Below are 18,359 nucleotides of genomic sequence, written 5' to 3' on the forward strand. Positions count from 1 at the left end.
CGATCAGCCGCGTCCCGCGCGGGTGACGAGGGCGAGACCGGCGAGGATCGCCGCCATCGCGCCCCAGATATAAAGGCTGTGCGTCTCGCCGAAGAACAGCCAGCCCCAGAACACGCCGAAGATCGTGCTGATGAATCCGGTCTGGCTGAAAAAGACCGGCCCGGCGAGCCGCATCACTTCGAAAAACAGCAGCGACGAAATCCAATACATCGCCGCCAGCGCGATCAGCGCCCAGTCGCCCGCATGGGCCGGCGGGATCGGAATATGGGTGCCCTGCCACAAGGCCAGCGGCAGCAAGGCGGCGACCGAGCCGACCTGCATCACGCCCGCCAGCGCGATCGAATCCACGCCTGCGGGCCTGGCGCGCGCCACGTAGATGTTCGACAGCGCGTAAAAGAACGGGACCAGCAGATTGAGCGCCACCCACGGAATCATCGCCGGATCGGGCAGGCTGGCGCGCGGGCCCAAGATCAGCAGCGTGCCGATCACGCCGAAGCCGATGCCCGCGACGCGCAGGGGATGGAACTTGTCCATCGCGAAACCCAGCGCCATCGCATAGGTCATGACCGGCGACAGCGTGTTGAGCATCGAGGCGACGCCCGCGGGCACGTGCCCGACGACGAACGCCATCACCGTATTCGGGATCGCGACCGAGGTGGCGCCGGCCAGGATCGCGTAGCGCGTATGGGGGATCAGATCGCCCGCCCGCACACCCCGCCACCTTGCGATGGCGAGCAAAGCGATCGCGGCCGTCGCGCAAACGAAGATCGTCCAGGCCGAAGGCGCGATCCCCTCTTGCATCCCGATCTTGGCGAGCGAAAACTGGGCGCCCCAAATGGCACCCATCGCAAACATGTAAACCAAAGCGCGGTATAAACGGGCGGGAGGAATCGACATGCTGCTCGCGAGCTACAACATCCAATACGGCAAGGGCAAGGATCTGAAATACGACCTGGCCCGCATCTGCGCTTCGATCGAAAGTGCGGACATCATCGCATTGCAGGAGGTCGAACGCCATTGGCCGCGTTCGGGCGATATGGACCAACCCGCCGAGATCGCGCGCTTGCTGGGCGGCAAGTATTATTGGGTCTACGGCCCCGGCTTCGACGTCGACGCCAGCGGCGGCAAACCCGGCAACCGGCGCGCGCAATTCGGCAATATGGTGCTGTCGCGCTTTCCGATCGTTTCGTCGCGCCACCATTTGCTGCCCAAAATGGGCCTCGCCAAGCAGTACAGCTTGCAGCGTTCGCTGATCGAGGCGGTGATCGTTTCGCCCCAAGGCAATGCGTTGCGGGTGAACTCGCTGCATCTGAGCCATGTGGGTGATGGCGACCGCGCACCGCAGGTCGAGAAGCTGCTGGAAATCCACCGCACGGCGCCGCTGGAAGGCGGGGCGTGGTGCGGCGAACGCGACGACGCCGATTGGACGTTCGGCAAGCCGCAACCGCCGATGCCCGCCGAAGCGGTCTATATGGGCGATTTCAACCTGACGCCGGATTCGCCGCTTTATACCCGCCTGACCGCGCCGTATTCGGCCGATTACGGCCGCATGAGCCATGCGGGCGGCTTGGTCGACGCGTTCGTCGTGGCCGGTGGGGCGGAGAACGACCCCAAGGATTGGACCTGCGATACCTGCCCCGAGCCGACGACGCTGCGCCGTCTGGATTACTGTTTCGTCTCGACCGAGCTTTCCAAACGCATCAAGAAAGCCTGGGTCGATCAGAAGGCGCAGGGCTCGGACCACCAGCCGATTTTCACCGAGCTGGATTACTGAGTCAGATCCAGCGCCGGACGCGCGCGCGATAGGCATCGTAGTCGGCGCCGAACAGCGCCGACAGCGCGCGTTCCTCCGGCCCGATCTGGAAGCGGTTCATATAGAGCACGAAGAACGGCACGGTTAGAACGGCGACCCAGGCGCCGAGATGAAGCGCCCAGCCGGCGAGGATCAGCGCGGAGCCCAGATACATCGGGTTGCGTGTGACGCGATAAAGCCCGTCGACGACGAGGGCGGCACTGCGTTCGGGCGAGATCGGATTCACGGTCGTGCCGCGCGCCCGAAACGCCAGCGCCGCGACGATCTTGAGGCCGAGCCCAGCTGCCATCGCGGCAAGGCCAAGGACCGCGCGGCCGGGAAATTCGGAACGCGGCCCGCCGGCCCCCCAAGCGAGCAGAAGCAACAGTCCGAGCAGAAGCAGCGGCGGAACGCGCGTTTCGAGAAACGCGCGCTTCATGCCCGCCGCAAGCTGCGGCCGGATTCCGGATCGAAGATGTGGACGGTCTCGGGCGTCGCCTCGAGCGTCAATTCGCGCGCGGGCGTGTCGATATCGGCTTGCATCGCCAGTACGAAGGCGCTGCCCGCGAGCATGCCGTGCAACAGGCGCGTGGCGCCCAGCTCTTCGGTGACTTCCCAAACGAGCTTCGGCCGGCCGGGGGCCGCGACGCTCGCTTTCGCGTCTTCGGGGCGCAAGCCGATCTCAACCTTGGCGCCAATCTTTGCGTCGAACACATTGGCGTCGTAGGCGAAGCTGCTGCCGTCGGCGAGCGTCACCTTGCCCGGCGCGGCGATGGTGCCGGGGAACAGATTCATCGCCGGCGAACCGATGAAGGTCGCGACGAAAATACTGGCCGGGCGGCGATAGATTTCGAGCGGCGTGCCGGTCTGTTCGATGCGCCCCGCGTTCATCACGACGACCTGATCGGCGAGCGTCATCGCTTCGACCTGATCATGGGTCACGAAGATCGACGTGGCTTTGAGGCGGTTATGCAGCTTGCGGATTTCGAGCCGCATCTGCACGCGCAATTTGGCGTCGAGGTTGGAGAGCGGCTCGTCGAACAGGAAGGCCGCCGGCTCGCGTACGATCGCGCGGCCCATCGCCACGCGCTGGCGCTGCCCCCCCGACAAAGCGCGCGGCTTGCGCTGCAAATAGGGCTCGATCGCCAGCATGCGCGCGGCTTCGGCCACGCGGCGCTCGATCTCTTCCTTCGCGGTGCCGCGATTGCGCAGCCCGTAGGCCATATTGTCGTAGACGCTCATATGCGGGTAGAGCGCGTAATTCTGGAACACCATCGCGATATCGCGGTCCGACGGCTCGACGTCGTTGACCTTCTTGTCGCCGATCGTGACGGTGCCGCCGCTGATTTCCTCCAGCCCCGCGATCATGCGCAGCAATGTGGATTTGCCGCAGCCCGACGGGCCCAGCAGCACGGTGAAGGAACCGTTCGGAATGGTCAGCGACAGGCCTTTCACCGCCTCCACGCCGCCCGCATAGACTTTCCGCACCGCTTCGAGAACAACGCTCGCCATCGATCAGGCCCCGCTCACTTCTCGGTCTCGACGAGACCTTTGACGAACAATTTCTGCATCAGCACCACGACGACGACCGGCGGCAGCAAGGCCAACACGGCTGTCGCCATGGCGAGCTGCCATTCGGTCAGCGCGTCCTGCGTGACGATCATCTTTTTGATGCCGATGACGATCGTCTGCATGTTGTCGCGCGTGGTGATCAGCAGCGGCCAGAGATACTGGTTCCAGCCGTAGATGAATTGGATCACGAACAGCGCCGCCATCGTCGTGACCGACAGCGGCAGCAGCGTGTCTTTGAAGAATTTGTAGGGCCCCGCGCCGTCGATCTTCGAGGCTTCGACGAGTTCCTCGGGCACGGTCATGAAGAACTGCCGGAACAGCAGCGTGGCGGTCGCGGACGCGATCAACGGCAGCGTCAGCCCCGTATAGGTGTCGAGCAACTGAAGATCGGCGACGATCTTGTAGGTCGGGTAGATACGCACTTCGACGGGCAGCATCAGCGTCACGAAGATCAGCCAGAACGCGGCCATGCGGAACGGAAAGCGGAAAAACACGATCGCGTACGCGGAGATCAGCGAGATCGCGATTTTGCCGAGTGCGATCACCATCGCCATGATGAAGCTGTTCATCAGCATCGTGCCGACGGGTTCGCGCGTCGTGGCGCGCGCGCCGCTGAAGATGATGCGCTCGTAATTCTCCAGCATCTGGTCGCCGGGCAGCAGGGTCATCCGGCCGTTCTGCACCGTGCCCGCGTCGTAGGTCGAGGCGAGGAGCGCGAGATAGACGGGAAACGCGACGATGCACACGCCGGTTATCAGCACGACATGCGGCAGGATGCGGGCGAAAAGGGTTTGGCGCTCGACCATCAGTATTGGACCTTGCGCTCGATGAATTTGAACTGGACCGCGGTCAGCGCGATCACGATGACCATCAGCACCACGGATTGCGCGGCCGAGCTGCCGAGATTGGCGCCCGATTTTCCGTCCTGATAGACCTTGTAGACCATCGTGATCGTATTGCCTGCGGGGCCCCCGCCGGTGACCGAATCGATGATGCCGAACGTGTCGAAGAACACGTAGACGATGTTGATGACCAGCAGGAAAAACGCGGTCGGCGACAGCAGCGGAAAGATGATCGTCCAGAAGCGGCGCATCGGCTTGGCGCCGTCGATCGCGGCGGCCTCGATCACGCTTTTGGGGATCGCCGCGAGGCCGGCGAGGAAGAACAGGAAATTGTAAGAGATCTGCTTCCACGTCGCGGCGAGCACGACCAGGATCATCGCGTGATTGCCGTTGAGCAGCGGGTTCCAATCGATACCCCAGCTGCGCAACATTTTCGCGAGCATGCCCAGCGACGGCTGGAACATGAACAGCCACAGTACGCCCGCGACCGCCGGCGCCACCGCGTAGGGCCAGATCAGCATGGTCTTGTAGATCGTCGCACCCTTGATCTGCTTGTCGGCCATGACGGCGAGCAACAGACCGCAAGAGAGGGACAGGAACGCGACGAGGAACGAGAACACCGCCGTCGTCGTCATCGTCTTGTAGTATTCGGGGTTCACCGCGAGGAGCTGGTAATTCTCGAACCAGACGAATTCGGTGGATATGCCGAACGCGTCCTCCATCAGCAGCGATTGCCAGACCGCCTGCCCGGCCGGGAAATAGAAGAACACCACGACGATCGCGAATTGCGGCAGCAGCAGCATATAGGGCAAGGTCTTGCCGCCGAATAGTGCGCGTCGTTCCATGGGTGAAGCCGGTCCGGTTGGTTTTATTCTGTCTTCAGAACGCGAGAGGGGCCGGACCTTGCGGGTCCGACCCCTTCGACATCACGTCAGCTCAGCGCGAAACCGTGCGCTCGAACTGGCGCAGCGAGGCGTTGCCGCGGGCAACCGCCGCGTCCATGCCCGCCTGCGCGGTCTTCTTGCCGGCCAGGATCTCTTCGATCTCCTCCGACCAGATGTCGCGGATCTGGACGAGGTTGCCGAAGCGCAGACCGCGCGAGTTCTCGGTCGGCGCCTTGTTGTTGAGCGACTTCAGCGGCGTCTCGAGATAGGGGTTGGTGTTGTAGAAGCCCGAGGCCTTCACCTTCTCGTAGGCCGCCTTGGTGATCGGCAGATAGCCCGAGTCGGTGTGCAGCTTCGCCTGACGGTCCGTGTCCGACAGGAAGGCGAAGAACTTCGCCACGCCGCGATATTCGTTCGCCGGCTTGCCGCCCATGACCCACAGCGAAGCGCCGCCCAGGGTCGAGTTCTGCGGGGCGCCCGCGACGTCCGGATAATACGGCATCGGCGCGTTGGCCCAGTCGAACTTCGCGTTGGCCTTCACGTTGCCGTAGAAGCCCGACGAGGTCAGCATGATCGGGCATTCGCCCGAGGTGAACGTGCCTTCGCCGGTGTTGGTGCGGCCGCCATAGACGTAGGTCTTGTCCTTGGCGAGCTCGGCCAGATTGGCGAAGTGCTTCACATGCGTGGGCGAGTTGATCTTGAACTCGGTGTCGAAGCCGTCGATCCCGTTGGCCTTCGTGCCGATCGGAATGTTGTGCCACACCGAGAACTGCTCGACGTTCACCCACGTCACCCACGCGGTCGAGAAGCCGCAATTCGGCGTCGCCGCAGCCTTCAGCTTCTTGGCGGCTTCGAACACTTCCGGCCACGTCTTCGGCGGCGCGTCGGGGTTCAAGCCCGCCTTGCGGAAGGCGTCCTTGTTGTACCACATGACGGTCGACGACGAATTGAACGGGAAGGACAACATCTCGCCCTTCGACGTCGAGTAATAGCCCGCGACCGCCGGCAGATACGAATCCGGCACGAAGCGTTCGCCCGCGTCCTTCATCACGTCGGCGACCGGCTTGATCGCGCCGCGCGCGGCCATCATCGTGGCCGTGCCGACTTCGAACACCTGCATGATGTGCGGCGCGTTGCCCGCACGGAACGCGGCGATGCCGGCGTTCATCGTGTCGGGGTACGAGCCCTTATACGAGGCGACGACCTTGTACTCGTTCTGCGCGGCGTTGAATTCGGCGGCGAGGCGGTTGACGACGTCGTTATTGGCGCCCGTCATCGCGTGCCACCACTGGATTTCGACCTGCGCCGAGGCCGGGGCGGCCAGCGTCAGTGCCGTGCCGGCGAGCAGCGCGCCGGCGGCAATACGGGAAACGTTACGACCGAAAGACATCGGGTTTCTTCCTCTCCTTGTTTGCGCGGGGGGTCGGGATTTCGATTGGCCCACCGCGACCTTTATGCTTCGTCCGATTTCCATCGCAAGACGGAAACATGAAGCTTTTATGACGCGGTTTTAGCACGGGCCCGCGCGCGCCCCAAGCCCTTGTGTTTGGCCGGTTGGGTGCGCACCCGCGCCACCGCGTCCCGCCAGCCGGAATACAGCGCGTCATACGCTTTGCGGGATTTTACCGGCTGGAACAGTCGTTCCGACCGCCACCGCGCGGCGATGTCGTCGAGCCCGCGATAGGCACCGATCCCCAAACCCGCCAGGGCGGCGGCCCCCCAGGCGGTCGTTTCGGTCACGGCCGGGCGGTTGACGCGAAGTCCCAGCTGGTCGGCCAGGAACTGCATGACCCAATCATTGACGACCATGCCGCCATCCACGCGGATTTCGGCGAGCTTCGCGCCTGCGCCCATATCGGCCTTCATCGCGGCCATCAAATCGCGGGTTTGATAGACAGTCGATTCCAACCCTGCGCGGACGATCTGCGCGATGCCCGAATCGCGGGTCAGGCCCAGGATCGCGCCGCGCGCCTCGGGGTCCCACCACGGCGCCCCCAACCCGGTGAAGGCGGGTACGAGATAGACGCCGCCGGTGTTTTCGATGCCGCGCGCCAAGGCTTCGCTATCCGCCGCACGCGGAATGGCTTTGAGCCCGTCGCGCAGCCATTGCATCACGGCGCCCGAAATGAAGATCGAGCCTTCGATCGCGTAGGTCGCCTTGCCGCCGATGCGATAGGCGATGGTCGAGAGCAGCCGGTTTTTCGAGCGCACGAATTTGCCGCCCGTATTGGCGAGCGCGAAACAGCCCGTGCCGTAAGTCGATTTGATCATGCCGGGCTTGAAACAGGCCTGACCGACCGTCGCGGCCTGCTGATCGCCCGCGATGCCGCGAATGGGAATCGCCGCCCCGAACAAAGCGGGCTGCGTCGTGCCGAAATCGGCGGCCGAATCCTTCACCTCCGGCAGCAGCGAGGGCGGAATGCCGAACGCCTTGAGCAGCGTTCCATCCCATTCTTGCTTCGCGATATTGAAGACCATCGTGCGCGAGGCGTTGGTCGCGTCGGTCGCATGGACCTTGCCGCCGGTCAGGCGCCACAACAGGAACGTATCGATCGTGCCGAAGGCGAGCTCGCCGCGCTTGGCGGCCTCTTTGGCGCCGGCGACGTTGTTCAGGATCCAGGCGATCTTGGAGCCGGAGAAATACGCGTCGAACAACAAGCCGGTGCGCTTGCCCAGTTCCGCGTCGCCGATCTTGGCCTTCATCTTGCGGCACCAATCGGCCGTGCGCCGGTCCTGCCAGACGATCGCCTTGTGGATCGGCCGCCCGGTGCCGCGTTCCCACACCACGGTCGTTTCGCGCTGATTGGTGATGCCGATCGCCAGGATATCCGCCGCCGACAAACGCGCGTTCTGCAGCGCCTGGCGAACGGTCGCGACCGTCGCCTGCCAGATTTCCTCCGGGTCGTGTTCCACCCAGCCGGGCTGCGGAAAATATTGCTTGAGCTCGACTTGCGCGGTTGAAACCGGCGCGCCGTTCAGGCCGAAGATCAACGCGCGCGTCGATGTCGTGCCCTGATCGATGGCAAGCAAATATTCGGCGGACATGGCCTCTCCCCAATTATTGGGAAGGAACTTGGCGCGGCGGCCGGTCAGGCGTCAAGCTTGCGCCAATCGACTTTCGCCAAAGCCTCGTAATCGGCGGTGCGATTATAGATCTGGACCGAGGGCCGCGCCCATAACCCGCCCGCAAAGGCGATCACCGGCATTTGGATTTGGTGAACGTCGTAAAGCCGCGACCACAGCTTCTGGGCGCGCGCTTCGTCGGCCAGGCCGAGCAGCGGAATTTCCACGCAAGCCATGTGCGCGCGCATCGCATCCGGCGTGCCGATGCGTGTGCCCCAGACTTGCGCCAGCAGCTTGGCGGCGTCGCTGGCCAGATCGTTGTTGCGCTGGCGCAATTGCGCCCAGCCGAGATTCTCGCCATAGGCGATGCCGTCGGGCACGCTGAGCCAAGCGCCGACATCGCGCGTGCCCACCCAATCGAACTCGGCCGCCATGCCTTGGCCGTAGCCATGCGAGATCGTGCCCGGATGCAAGCGATCGCGGAATTGCGGGGCGGCATAAAGGAACGCGGCGCCCTTCGCGGCGAACAGCCATTTATGGCAATTGCCGACGTAGAAATCCGGCGACAGGGCGGCGAGATCGAGCGGCACTTGACCGGGCGCATGCGCGCCGTCGATCAGCACGGGCACGCCGCGCTTGCGCGCGCGGGTTTGAATCGCGGCGACGGGAAACACCGCCGCGGTGGGCGAGGTGATGTGATCGACGACGATCAAGCGCGCACGCGGCGTGATCGCGGCGTCGATCGCGTCGACCACCGCTTCGGGTCCGGTCAGCGGAAACGGAATATCGACGATGCGCGCGACGGCACCCGTGCGCCGACAAACATACTCGACGGTTTTGGAAACGGCGCGATAGCCATGCGACGTGACCAGAATCTCGTCGCCGGCGGCGAAATCGAGCGAGCGCAATACGGCATTGGCGCCGTCGCTCGCATTCATCACGAAAGCGAGGCCCGCGATATCGGCGTTGAGGAACGCGGCAAGCTTCGCCTTCGCTTCGGCCAGCGACGGCGCCCAGAGGCGACGCATGAAATGCGTCGGGTCCGCTTCGAATTTGCGCCGCCACGCCTCGGCCGCGTCGAGCACCGGGATCGGCGTGGCGCCGAACGAGCCGTGATTGATCTGGATCGTGCCGGACGTCAGGATGAAATCAGACACGCGCGGCGAGCGCCTTCTCGATGGCGCCGCGAATTTCCGATCCCGTCGGCGATGCGGTCGACGGCCAAGCGCCCTGCAGCGTGCCGTCGCGCCCGACGAGATATTTGAAGAAGTTCCAGCGCGGCAAGGCGCCGTCGCCCAATTCCGCCGCCACCCATTTGAAGAATTCGTGGCGCGCAGCACCTTTGGTCGCCGCCTTCTCCGCGATCGGGAACGACACGTCGTAGCTTTCGCAGAAGGCTTTGATCTCGGCCGCCGAGCCCGGCTCCTGCCCGCCGAAATCGTTCGACGGCACGCCGATCACGACAAGGCCCTTGTCCTTGTACTCGGTCCAGATTTTTTCCAGCTCCTTGTATTGCGGCGTGAAGCCGCAAAGGCTGGCGGTGTTGACGACCAGCAGCGCTTTGCCCTGGAAATTCTTCAGCGGCAATGCCTCGCCTTCGATCGACACGAAATCGATATCCCACGCGCGCATACTGGTTCGCGGTCCCCCGGCCGAAATCTGCGCCGCGTCGACCTGCCCGATCAGACGCCAGCCGTAATAGCCGGCCATGCCGGCGACGAACGCGAAACCGGCGAACAGCCGGCGGCCGAGCTTAGCCATAGCGCTCCTCCGTCCACGGATCGCCGCGCATGTGATAGCCGCGCACTTCCCAGAAACCCGCCTTGTCCTCCGCGACGAATTCGAGCTTCGAGAGCCACTTCGTGCTTTTCCAGAAATAGAGTTTGGGCAGCACCAAGCGCACCGGCCCGCCATGTTCGCGGCTGATCGGCTTTCCTTCCCATTCGTGCGCGAGCAGCACGTCGTCGTCCGCGAAATATTCGAGCGGCACATTGGTCGTGTAGCCGTCGAACCCGTGCTGGACGACGAACTTCGCTTCCTTGCGCGGCTTGACGAGATCGAGCAACGCGCGCGTCGAGAGGCCCTTCCAGCGATTGTCGTAACGCGACCACGCGGTCACGCAATGGATGTCGGACACGAATTCTTCCTGCGCGTGGCCGATGAATTTCCGCCAATCCCAAACCAGCGGAAAATCGACCAGGCCGCCCACTTCCAGGCGCCAATTTTCGGCCGTCACGTCGGGCTGGATGCCCAGATCGAGCACCGGCCAGTTCTTCACCTCGCGCTGGCCGGGCGGCAGGCGCGTGGCGGGATCGGCGGCTTTGCCGGTCAGCAAGCGGCCTTCCTGCGACCATTTACGCTTGGAATCGACCAGCTTTTGCTTGATCTGGCCGATCAATCCGTCGTCGTTCGCCATGGGGGGCCCTCGATTCCATTCGAATATAGGTCGCGGCCCCCCGAATCAAAAGGGCCCGGCGTCGCCGCCGGGCCCTTTCGTTTCGCCGGAACGGGCGCGCGGTTACGCGCGGTGCGTCGCCGGCTTCTTCGCGGCCGTCTTCTTGGCCGGGGTCTTCTTCTTGGAAGCCGACTTCTTGGTCGACTTCTTCTTCGTCGCCACGTCTTGGGTCAGGCTCGTGTCAGACGCGACCGACTTGGCGGCAGCGGGGGCGCCGAACGCGGCGGCCTTGGCTTGATAGGGAACGGCGAGAGCGACGGCGATCATCAGACCGGCGGCAAGAACAGCGAACTTCTTCATGGTTTCTCCTCGTCGCCGGTTAAGGCGGGCGCGGGGGCGACACGCACCCCGATCGCCGCAGGCGACTCGATATCCGAATCTTGCGCCCGCGAATCGTGCCGTTTCAAGCGATACAACGAGTTGTAACCGTATTTTCCAGCCGCCGACGCCTAGCCGCCACCGAACGACTGCACCAGCGACCCGGCGATCAGGTACCAGCCATCGACCAGCACGAAGAAAATCAGTTTGAACGGCAAGGCGACCACGGCCGGCGGCATCATCATCATGCCCATCGACATCAAGACGGCGGCCACGACCATATCGATGATGACGAAGGGCACGAAGAGCAGGAAGCCGATTTCGAACGCGCGGCGCAGTTCCGAGATCAAGAAGGCCGGGATCAGCACGCGATAGGGAATCGCCTCGGGCGAGGCCGGCGCTTCGATCTTCGCGATGTCGACGAACAGCGCCACGTCGTTTTCGCGCACATGGGCGACCATAAAATCGTGGAACGGCTTCGCCGTGCGCTCGACCGCCTGTTCCTCGGTGATCTGGCCGTTGATGAGCGGCGACACGCCCTCGCGCCACGCGCGCTCGCCCGTCGGCGTCATGATGAAGAAGGTCAAGAACAGCGCAAGGCTCGTCAAAACAACGTTGGGCGGGGCTTGCTGCGTGCCCAAGGCCGTGCGCAGCAGCGACAGCACGACGATGATGCGCACGAAGCTCGTGACCATCATCAGGATGGACGGTGCAAGCGTCAGCACCGTCATCATCAGGATCAATTGGACGATGCGGCCCGTGGTCGAGCTGCCGTCGCCCAAATCGAGGGTGAAGGCTTGCGCGAAGGCCTCGGCCGGAATCGCGATTCCGGCGACAACCAAACCGAGAAGCAGCATCCGGCGGATCATGCGCGATCCTCCGCTTCCGCTTTCAACGTTTCGACCTTCACCGCGCCGTGGGGCCCGAGCACGATCAGATGCTCGACATCGTCGCGGCGCAGCAGAACCGCGCGGGTTTTGGGATCGAGCGTCAAGGATTCGAGCAGCGCCAAACGCTTGCGCTTGCCGGTCGATATTCCGCCCGCTCCCGGCAGGAAGCGGCGCGCGAGCCAGCCGAACAATGCAACCAGCGCAAGAACGAAGGCGAGAGCCGCCGCGTAGAGGAACAGGTTTTGCGGTTCGATCATCACGGCTTGGCGCCCGGCTTCAGATCCACGCGCTCGGCCATGCGCAAAGCGGCGGTCAAACGGTCGAGCCCCACCGCGATCGATTCGAACGCGTCGGCGCAGACCTTGCCTTCGGCGCGCGGCAATTCGGTCGCGGCCAAGCATAGATCGCGCACGCGCAGATCGAAACCGGCCATATCGACATCCAGACCGCGATGCACGCGCGCGCGCGCGTCGTCCAGCTCGCGCGTCATATCGACGATATTCTGCAGAACTTCCACGGCGCGCATCGCGTCAACGTTCCCGTTTTTCGCCGGGTTTCGGCGGTTTGAGTTTGTCCTGCCGGCGATAGATGTAGGACAGGATTTCGGCCACGGCCTGGAAAGCCTCCAGCGGAATCGGGCTGTCGATATCGACCGTGTCGAGCAAGCGCACCAAATCGCGGTCGGAGCGCACTTCGACGCCGTGCGCGCGCGCCACTTCGATGATCTTGTCCGCGAGCAGCCCTTCGCCCTTGGCCGTGACGCGCGGCGCATCGGCCTCGCCGCGGGCGTATTTGAGGGCCACGGCCCGGTTGACGTCCGGGTCGAAGGGCTTGCGGGGCGGGCGACGGGCCAAACGACGGATGATCCTTCGACGAAACTCGGCAGGGTCATGATGGCCACAAAACCGCTAAAAGTTTCTTAAAAGGCGTTTCACCAAAGAAATCCGAGGGGTTAACCTTGAATTCGCCCTCGAATCCGACTCGGCTCTTAACCACAAGGTATTGATTCCGGGGTCGAATCGAAAGGACTTCAAATTCTCTAAAATTTGGGATAATTTACGTTCTGTTAACCTTCGACGGGTCATACTCCCCGTCAACGCCGCGAAAAGCGGTGGATTTTCACGGAACCCAGGCGCGTTATGGATTTCTCGCGTATGCCCCTGTTCGGGATGATCTCCCGCCGCATGGACTGGCTCAGCCAGCGCCAGCAGGTGCTCGCGCAGAATATCGCCAACGCCGATACGCCCAATTACAAGCCGCACGATCTGCGCGCGCTCGATTTCCGCGCCGAGTTGCGCGGCCAGACGCAGCGTTTGTCCGCGACGACGACGTCGGGCCAGCATCAGGTCAGCAAGCTGATCCCGCCGCCGCATCGCGTCGATACGCCGCGCGCGAAGGAAACCACGCTGTCGGGCAACTCGGTCGAGATGGATACCGAGTTGATGAAGGTCGCCGACACGTCGATGGACTATCAGCTCACCACCAACATCTATCGCCGTCAGATCGCCATGCTGCGCGCCGCCATCGGGCGGCCCGGCCAGTAAGGACATCGGATCATGGATCTCCAGAAAGCCATCAAGGTTTCCGCGTCGGGCCTGCAAGCGCAATCGACGCGCATGCGCGTGATCTCGGAAAACATCGCCAACGCCGATGCGCTCGGCGAAACGCCGGGTGCGGATCCGTTCCGCCGCAAGACGATCAGCTTCCGCAACGTGCTCGACCGCCAGCTCGGCGCCGAGACGGTGCGCCCGTCGCGCATCGGCACCGACAAGACCGCCTTCCAGCGCCGCTACGATCCGGGCCACCCGGCCGCCGACCAGGAAGGTTATGTGCTGGCGCCGAACGTCAACACGCTGATCGAGGCGATGGATATGCGCCAGGCCCAGCGCAGCTACGAAGCGAATATCAACGTCATCGACGCGTCGAAGACGATGATCATGCGCACGATCGATCTGCTGCGCGGCTAATAGAAAACGGGGCGCAAAGCTAAATGGCCATCAATCCCTCCGCCGTCGCCGCCGCCTACGCCGGCACGCAATCCATCGGCAAATCCGCGGGCGTCGACGCGCGCGGTTCGGGCGATGTGCCGGCTTTCGGCGACGTCCTCGCCGACGCCGCCAAGGCGACGATGGGCAGTTTGCGCGCGGGCGAACAGGCGAGCCTGCGCGCCCTCGCGGGCAAAGCCGACGTCGCCCAGGTCGTGCAGGCGGTTTCCGCCGCCGAAGTCACGCTGCAAACAGCCGTCGCGGTGCGCGACCGCGTGGTCGGCGCGTATCAAGAAATCATTCGGATGCAAATCTAGCGGCGAAGGGGCCGTTCGCGCATGAACGCCGCCGACGTCCTTGGAATTTCCCGCGAAGCGGTCTGGGTCATGCTCAAGATCGCCGCACCGTTGATGCTGACCGCCCTCGTCGTCGGCTTGGTCATCAGTCTGTTCCAGGCGCTGACCCAGCTGCAGGAACAGACGCTGACCTTCGTGCCGAAAATCCTGATCCTGCTGGCCGTATTCGTGCTGACCATTCCGTTCATGTCGAACACGCTGATCGAGTTCACGCGCGAGCTGATGGCCAAAGCCGTCGGCATCGGCATCGGCGGCGCGGGATGAATGCGCTTATCAATCCGCTGATCGCGATCCTGCCGGCGGAAGCCTTCGCCTTTTTCGCGGTGCTGGTACGCGTGGGCGCCGCGTTAATGGCGATGCCCGGTTTCGGCGAAGTCTACGTGCCCATGCGCATCCGCTTGGGGGCCGCCCTGGCGATCACGGCGATCGTGACACCCGTCGTCGCGGGAACCTTGCCGCCCTTGCCCGCAAGCCCGCTGCTGTTCGCCGGCATCTTCGCCCAGGAAACGCTGGTCGGCGCCTTTATCGGCTTGGCCGCGCGCTTCAGCCTGTCGGCCCTGACGGTCGCGGGCACGATCATCGCGCAGCAAGGCGGCTTGGCGGCCGCCACGTTGTTCGACCCCGGTTTCGGCCAGCAAGGCACGGCCGTGTCCTCGATCATGGTCGCCACGGCGCTGGCGATCATCTTCACCGCCGATATGCATCATCTGCTGCTGCGCGCGATGGCGGATTCCTACGCGTTGTTCCCGCCGGGCTCGGTCGTGCCTTACGGCGATTGGGCGGAAGCCTTCGTGCGCTGGACGTCCAACGCCTTCCTGGTCGGCGTGCAGATTTCCGCCCCCTTCCTCGTCTTCGGCCTGATCATCAACCTCGCCATGGCGCTGGTCGCGCGCCTGATGCCGCAGATGCAGGTCTTCTTCGTCGCCCAGCCCTTGATCATCGCAGTGGCGCTGTTCGCGCTGGCGATCACGATGTCGGGCGCCATGTTCGCCTTCGAGCGCGGTTTGATGGACCGTCTCGAACCGCTCTTGCTCCAGCCCTAGGATCGCGCCATGGCGGAAGAAGCCGACGACGACTCCTCAAAAACAGAAGAGCCAACCGGCAAACGGCTGGAAGACGCGCGCGAGAAAGGCCAAGTCGCCGCCTCGCGCGAGATCACCCATTGGATGATGTTCGTGACGGCGACCTTGGCGCTGTCGCTGTTCGCGAGTTATTCGTGGAAGCGCCTCACCTCGGCGATGACGCCCTATATCGAGCGGCCGCACGAGATGGATTTGTCCATCATGGGCGTGCAGCGCATCATCGGCCACGCGCTGCTGGAGCCGTTGATCGCCGTCGGCCCGTTGCTGGCGCTGCTCGTTCTCGCCGCGATGGCCGCGCAATGGCTGCAGAACGGCTTCCTCTATTCCGGAGAATCGCTGATCCCGAAATTCTCCAAGATTTCGCCCGCGACCGGCTTCAAGCGCATGTTCTCGGCCAATGCGCTGGTCGAATTCATCAAAGGCCTGATCAAGATCACCATCGTGGGCGCGGCCGCCTGGCACGTGATCTCGGGCCAGCTGCACGACATCGACCGTTTCATCGACATGTCGCCGATGCAGCTGGGGCCGATCATGGGCGACATGACCATCGCGGTGATGATCGCGGTGATTTCGGTCGTGACCGTGATCGCGGGGCTCGACTATTTCTGGCAGCGCTTCCAGCACATGAAGCGCCTGCGCATGACCAAGCAGGAAATCAAAGAGGAATACAAACAGGCCGAAGGCGATCCGGTCATCAAGGGCCGCATCAAACAGATGCGCATGGAACGCGCGCGCAAGCGCATGATGGCCGAAGTGCCCAAGGCGACCGTGATCGTCACCAACCCGACCCACTACGCGGTCGCTCTGCGCTACGACGAATCCAAATCGCCGGCGCCGATCTGCGTCGCCAAGGGTGTAGATCTCGTCGCGCTTCGCATCCGCGAAATCGCGACCGAAGCGCAGGTGCCGATCGTCGAGAACCCGCCCCTCGCCCGCGCGCTTTACGCCACCGTGGACCTCGAAGAAGAGATTCCGCCCGACCAGTACAAGGCCGTGGCGGAAGTCATCTCCTACGTCTTCGCGCTCAAGAAGAAGCGTCCCGGCCGTCTCGACATCGCCGCGCGTCCGCAGCGCTGACAATGACGACGATCGAACTCACCATCGACGCCCTCGGGTCGGGCGGCGACGGGCTCGCCAAGACCGCGGAAGGTTCGCGCGTCATTGTACCCGGCGCGCTGCCCGGCGAGCGCGTGCGCGCGACGATCGGCAAAGGTGCGCGTGCCGAGAATGTCGAAATCCTCGCCGCGTCGCCGGATCGCGTGGCGCCGCCTTGCGCGCATTTCGGCGCTTGCGGCGGCTGTTCGATCCAGCATCTGGGAGCGGCCGCCTATGCCGAATGGAAAGCCGGCCTGCTGCGCGAAGCGCTCAATCGCGTTGGTCTGTCGCCGGAGATCGCCCCTTTGCGATCCATCCCGCCGCGCACGCGACGGCGCGCCGATCTCGCCGCCGTCAACGCGGCAAGCGGTGTCGCGCTGGGTTTCCATCGCGACGGATCGGCCGATATCGTCGACGTGACGAATTGCGAAGTGTTGAGCCCCGTCCTCGCCGCCGCCTTGCCGGGCTTGCGCGGCGTGTTGCGCGAAGCGCTGGACGCGTCCGAGCGCGTCGATCTGCATCTGACCGCGACGAAGGAAGGCATCGACGTTCTGATCACCGGCCGCCTGCCCGATGCGCGTATCCGCGCGAAGCTGGCCGAATACGCGCGCGCCGCCGATATCCCGCGCATCGCCTGGCGCAAGAATATCCGCGCGACGCCCGAGATCGTGGTTTTACGCGCCGTTCCGCATCTCGATATTTCCGGCGTGCCGGTCGAACCGCCGCCCGGCGCTTTCCTGCAAGCCGCTCGCGAATCCGAAGCCATTCTGGTCGAGGAAATCGTGGCCGCGATCGGCAAGGCCAAGCGCGTCGCCGATCTTTATGCGGGCCTCGGTACGTTCACGTTCCCGTTGAACGCCCGCGTGCATGCGGTCGAGGGCAACGATCCCGCCCGCTTGGCGCTGGACGCCGCCGCACGCAAAGCCGAGCGCGCGGGGCGCGTCACGTCGGAAACGCGCGATCTCGAGCGTCGGCCGCTGACGCCGCCCGAACTCGAAGCCTATGACGCCGCGATTTTCGATCCGCCGCGCGAAGGGGCCGAAGCCCAGGCGCGCAATTTCGCGCGCGGGCGCGTGCCCACCGTGATCGGCGTGTCGTGCAATCCCGTCACATTCGCGCGCGACGCGAAGATCATGGTCGAGGGCGGCTATAAGCTCGAACGCGTCGTGCCGGTCGACCAGTTCCTATGGACCGGCCATCTGGAACTGGTCGCGACGTTCAAGAAACCGCGTAAGCGCTAGAAGTTTTCGGCGAGATCGGCTTTTGCACCCCGGCGCATCAAGCCGAATTCGGTCGTGCCGGCGATGAAGCGCATGCCGCGCGCGAACAGCTTCTTCGCCCCCCACGGCCCGTGCGGCACGGTGCCGACCGGTACGTTGGATTTGCGCGCGTCCGCAATGATCTTGTCGATCGCGCGCTCCAGCACCGGCGATTCGAAATTCTGCGGCACGCCAAGTGAACCCGACAGATCGTTGGGCCCGACGATGATCATGTCGACGCCCTCGACCGCCGCGATCTTCTCGGCGTTCGCGACACCCTTTTCCGATTCGATCTGGAGCATGACGAACAGGTTTTCGGACATGAACTCGATATAATTCGCCAAGGGAATGCCGCGCATCATCGCGCGCCACGGGCCGTAGCCGCGCCTTCCCTTGGGCGGATAGCGGCACGCCGCCACGGCCGCCTTGGCCTGCTCGGCATCGTCGATCATCGGGATCATCACCGTGTCGGCGCCCAGATCGAGCAATTGCTTCAAATAAACTTGGTCGTTCCATGGCGTGCGCACGCACAAGCCGCAATCATAGGGAAACGACGCCAGCAATTGCGTGCGCGTCTGTTCGAGCGACGATGGCCCGTGTTCGTTGTCGACGATCAGGCAGTCGTAGCCGGTATCGCCCAACGCTTCGACCGTCGATGCCGAGGCCGAATGCAGCCACACGCCCGACAGATTGGCGCCGGTCGCAAGGCGACGTTTGAATTGGTTGGGCTTCAGCATCGGACTTGGTCTCCCCCGGTTGGTTATTT

At 64.0% G+C, this 18,359-nt stretch carries 24 protein-coding genes; 8 read left to right on the top strand and 16 right to left on the bottom strand.

Annotated elements, in window-relative coordinates; translation table 11 throughout:
- Positions 1-3 precede the first annotated feature (3 nt).
- Complete coding sequence (locus J0H39_00875; protein ID MBN9495278.1) at positions 4-846, bottom strand: DMT family transporter; 843 nt, start codon at positions 844-846, stop codon at positions 4-6.
- A gap of 49 nt (positions 847-895) precedes the next feature.
- On the opposite strand from J0H39_00875, the gene J0H39_00880 reads away from it, so the two are divergent.
- The gene (locus tag J0H39_00880; protein MBN9495279.1) at positions 896-1,774 is read left to right on the top strand and encodes an endonuclease/exonuclease/phosphatase family protein; all 879 of its coding nucleotides are present in this window, start codon (positions 896-898) and stop codon (positions 1,772-1,774) included.
- A gap of 1 nt (position 1,775) precedes the next feature.
- Here the strand turns inward: J0H39_00880 and J0H39_00885 are convergent, their stop codons facing one another.
- The 14 genes from J0H39_00885 to J0H39_00950 form a co-directional block, all read right to left on the bottom strand.
- Positions 1,776-2,231, bottom strand: a complete 456-nt coding sequence (locus J0H39_00885; protein ID MBN9495280.1) for an isoprenylcysteine carboxylmethyltransferase family protein — start codon at positions 2,229-2,231, stop codon at positions 1,776-1,778.
- A complete protein-coding gene (ugpC, locus tag J0H39_00890) occupies positions 2,228-3,304 on the bottom strand; it encodes a sn-glycerol-3-phosphate ABC transporter ATP-binding protein UgpC (protein ID MBN9495281.1) in 1,077 nt (358 codons plus the stop codon). The genes J0H39_00885 and ugpC overlap by 4 nt, the downstream gene beginning before the upstream one ends.
- A 14-nt stretch (positions 3,305-3,318) precedes the next feature.
- A complete protein-coding gene (ugpE, locus tag J0H39_00895) occupies positions 3,319-4,170 on the bottom strand; it encodes a sn-glycerol-3-phosphate ABC transporter permease UgpE (GenBank protein MBN9495282.1) in 852 nt (283 codons plus the stop codon).
- Complete coding sequence (ugpA, locus tag J0H39_00900) at positions 4,170-5,051, bottom strand: sn-glycerol-3-phosphate ABC transporter permease UgpA (GenBank protein MBN9495283.1); 882 nt, start codon at positions 5,049-5,051, stop codon at positions 4,170-4,172. The genes ugpE and ugpA overlap by 1 nt, the downstream gene beginning before the upstream one ends.
- A gap of 91 nt (positions 5,052-5,142) precedes the next feature.
- Positions 5,143-6,480 carry a sn-glycerol-3-phosphate ABC transporter substrate-binding protein UgpB gene (ugpB, locus tag J0H39_00905; protein MBN9495284.1) on the bottom strand — a complete coding sequence of 446 codons (1,338 nt, stop codon included), beginning with the start codon at positions 6,478-6,480 and terminating at the stop codon, positions 5,143-5,145.
- Positions 6,481-6,587: 107 nt separating this feature from the next.
- Entirely contained in the window at positions 6,588-8,135 is a 1,548-nt protein-coding gene (glpK, locus tag J0H39_00910; protein ID MBN9495285.1) for a glycerol kinase GlpK, read from the bottom strand.
- Positions 8,136-8,179: 44 nt separating this feature from the next.
- A complete protein-coding gene (locus J0H39_00915) occupies positions 8,180-9,298 on the bottom strand; it encodes an aminotransferase class V-fold PLP-dependent enzyme (protein ID MBN9495286.1) in 1,119 nt (372 codons plus the stop codon).
- Between the two features lie 4 nt (positions 9,299-9,302).
- Positions 9,303-9,914: a glutathione peroxidase gene (locus J0H39_00920; GenBank protein MBN9495287.1), complete on the bottom strand. Its 612-nt coding sequence runs from the start codon at positions 9,912-9,914 to the stop codon at positions 9,303-9,305.
- The gene (locus J0H39_00925) at positions 9,907-10,569 is read right to left on the bottom strand and encodes a sulfite oxidase-like oxidoreductase (GenBank protein MBN9495288.1); all 663 of its coding nucleotides are present in this window, start codon (positions 10,567-10,569) and stop codon (positions 9,907-9,909) included. Before J0H39_00925 ends, J0H39_00920 begins: the two co-directional genes overlap by 8 nt.
- A 102-nt stretch (positions 10,570-10,671) precedes the next feature.
- Positions 10,672-10,908: a hypothetical protein gene (locus J0H39_00930; protein ID MBN9495289.1), complete on the bottom strand. Its 237-nt coding sequence runs from the start codon at positions 10,906-10,908 to the stop codon at positions 10,672-10,674.
- A gap of 149 nt (positions 10,909-11,057) precedes the next feature.
- Complete coding sequence (fliP, locus tag J0H39_00935; GenBank protein ID MBN9495290.1) at positions 11,058-11,795, bottom strand: flagellar type III secretion system pore protein FliP; 738 nt, start codon at positions 11,793-11,795, stop codon at positions 11,058-11,060.
- Positions 11,792-12,073: a flagellar biosynthetic protein FliO gene (locus tag J0H39_00940; protein MBN9495291.1), complete on the bottom strand. Its 282-nt coding sequence runs from the start codon at positions 12,071-12,073 to the stop codon at positions 11,792-11,794. Before J0H39_00940 ends, fliP begins: the two co-directional genes overlap by 4 nt.
- Positions 12,073-12,342 (bottom strand): hypothetical protein, encoded by a 270-nt coding sequence (locus tag J0H39_00945; protein ID MBN9495292.1) that lies wholly within the window; start codon positions 12,340-12,342, stop codon positions 12,073-12,075. Before J0H39_00945 ends, J0H39_00940 begins: the two co-directional genes overlap by 1 nt.
- Positions 12,343-12,346: 4 nt before the next feature.
- Positions 12,347-12,670, bottom strand: coding sequence for an EscU/YscU/HrcU family type III secretion system export apparatus switch protein (locus J0H39_00950; protein MBN9495293.1), 324 nt, complete (start codon positions 12,668-12,670; stop codon positions 12,347-12,349).
- Between the two features lie 300 nt (positions 12,671-12,970).
- Here J0H39_00950 and flgB point away from each other — a divergent pair, with 300 nt between their 5' ends.
- From flgB to J0H39_00985, 7 genes are read left to right on the top strand one after another with little or no spacing between them, the layout of a single operon-like run.
- Entirely contained in the window at positions 12,971-13,360 is a 390-nt protein-coding gene (flgB, locus tag J0H39_00955) for a flagellar basal body rod protein FlgB (GenBank protein ID MBN9495294.1), read from the top strand.
- Positions 13,361-13,372: 12 nt separating this feature from the next.
- Positions 13,373-13,783 carry a flagellar basal body rod protein FlgC gene (gene flgC, locus J0H39_00960; protein MBN9495295.1) on the top strand — a complete coding sequence of 137 codons (411 nt, stop codon included), beginning with the start codon at positions 13,373-13,375 and terminating at the stop codon, positions 13,781-13,783.
- Between the two features lie 23 nt (positions 13,784-13,806).
- On the top strand, positions 13,807-14,118 hold the full coding sequence (locus tag J0H39_00965; protein MBN9495296.1) for a flagellar hook-basal body complex protein FliE: 312 nt from the start codon (positions 13,807-13,809) through the stop codon (positions 14,116-14,118).
- A 21-nt stretch (positions 14,119-14,139) separates the two neighbouring features.
- Positions 14,140-14,421, top strand: coding sequence for a flagellar biosynthesis protein FliQ (fliQ, locus tag J0H39_00970; GenBank protein ID MBN9495297.1), 282 nt, complete (start codon positions 14,140-14,142; stop codon positions 14,419-14,421).
- The gene (gene fliR / locus J0H39_00975; protein ID MBN9495298.1) at positions 14,418-15,200 is read left to right on the top strand and encodes a flagellar biosynthetic protein FliR; all 783 of its coding nucleotides are present in this window, start codon (positions 14,418-14,420) and stop codon (positions 15,198-15,200) included. The genes fliQ and fliR overlap by 4 nt, the downstream gene beginning before the upstream one ends.
- Positions 15,201-15,209: 9 nt before the next feature.
- On the top strand, positions 15,210-16,316 hold the full coding sequence (gene flhB, locus J0H39_00980) for a flagellar biosynthesis protein FlhB (protein ID MBN9495299.1): 1,107 nt from the start codon (positions 15,210-15,212) through the stop codon (positions 16,314-16,316).
- A gap of 2 nt (positions 16,317-16,318) precedes the next feature.
- Positions 16,319-17,575, top strand: coding sequence for a class I SAM-dependent RNA methyltransferase (locus J0H39_00985; GenBank protein MBN9495300.1), 1,257 nt, complete (start codon positions 16,319-16,321; stop codon positions 17,573-17,575).
- Here J0H39_00985 and J0H39_00990 read toward each other — a convergent pair.
- Positions 17,572-18,330: a hypothetical protein gene (locus J0H39_00990; protein ID MBN9495301.1), complete on the bottom strand. Its 759-nt coding sequence runs from the start codon at positions 18,328-18,330 to the stop codon at positions 17,572-17,574. The genes J0H39_00985 and J0H39_00990 overlap by 4 nt on opposite strands.
- Positions 18,331-18,359: the final 29 nt, after the last annotated feature.

The sequence above is a fragment of the Alphaproteobacteria bacterium genome, assembly GCA_017308135.1.
In the GTDB taxonomy this organism is placed as follows: domain Bacteria; phylum Pseudomonadota; class Alphaproteobacteria; order CACIAM-22H2; family CACIAM-22H2; genus Tagaea.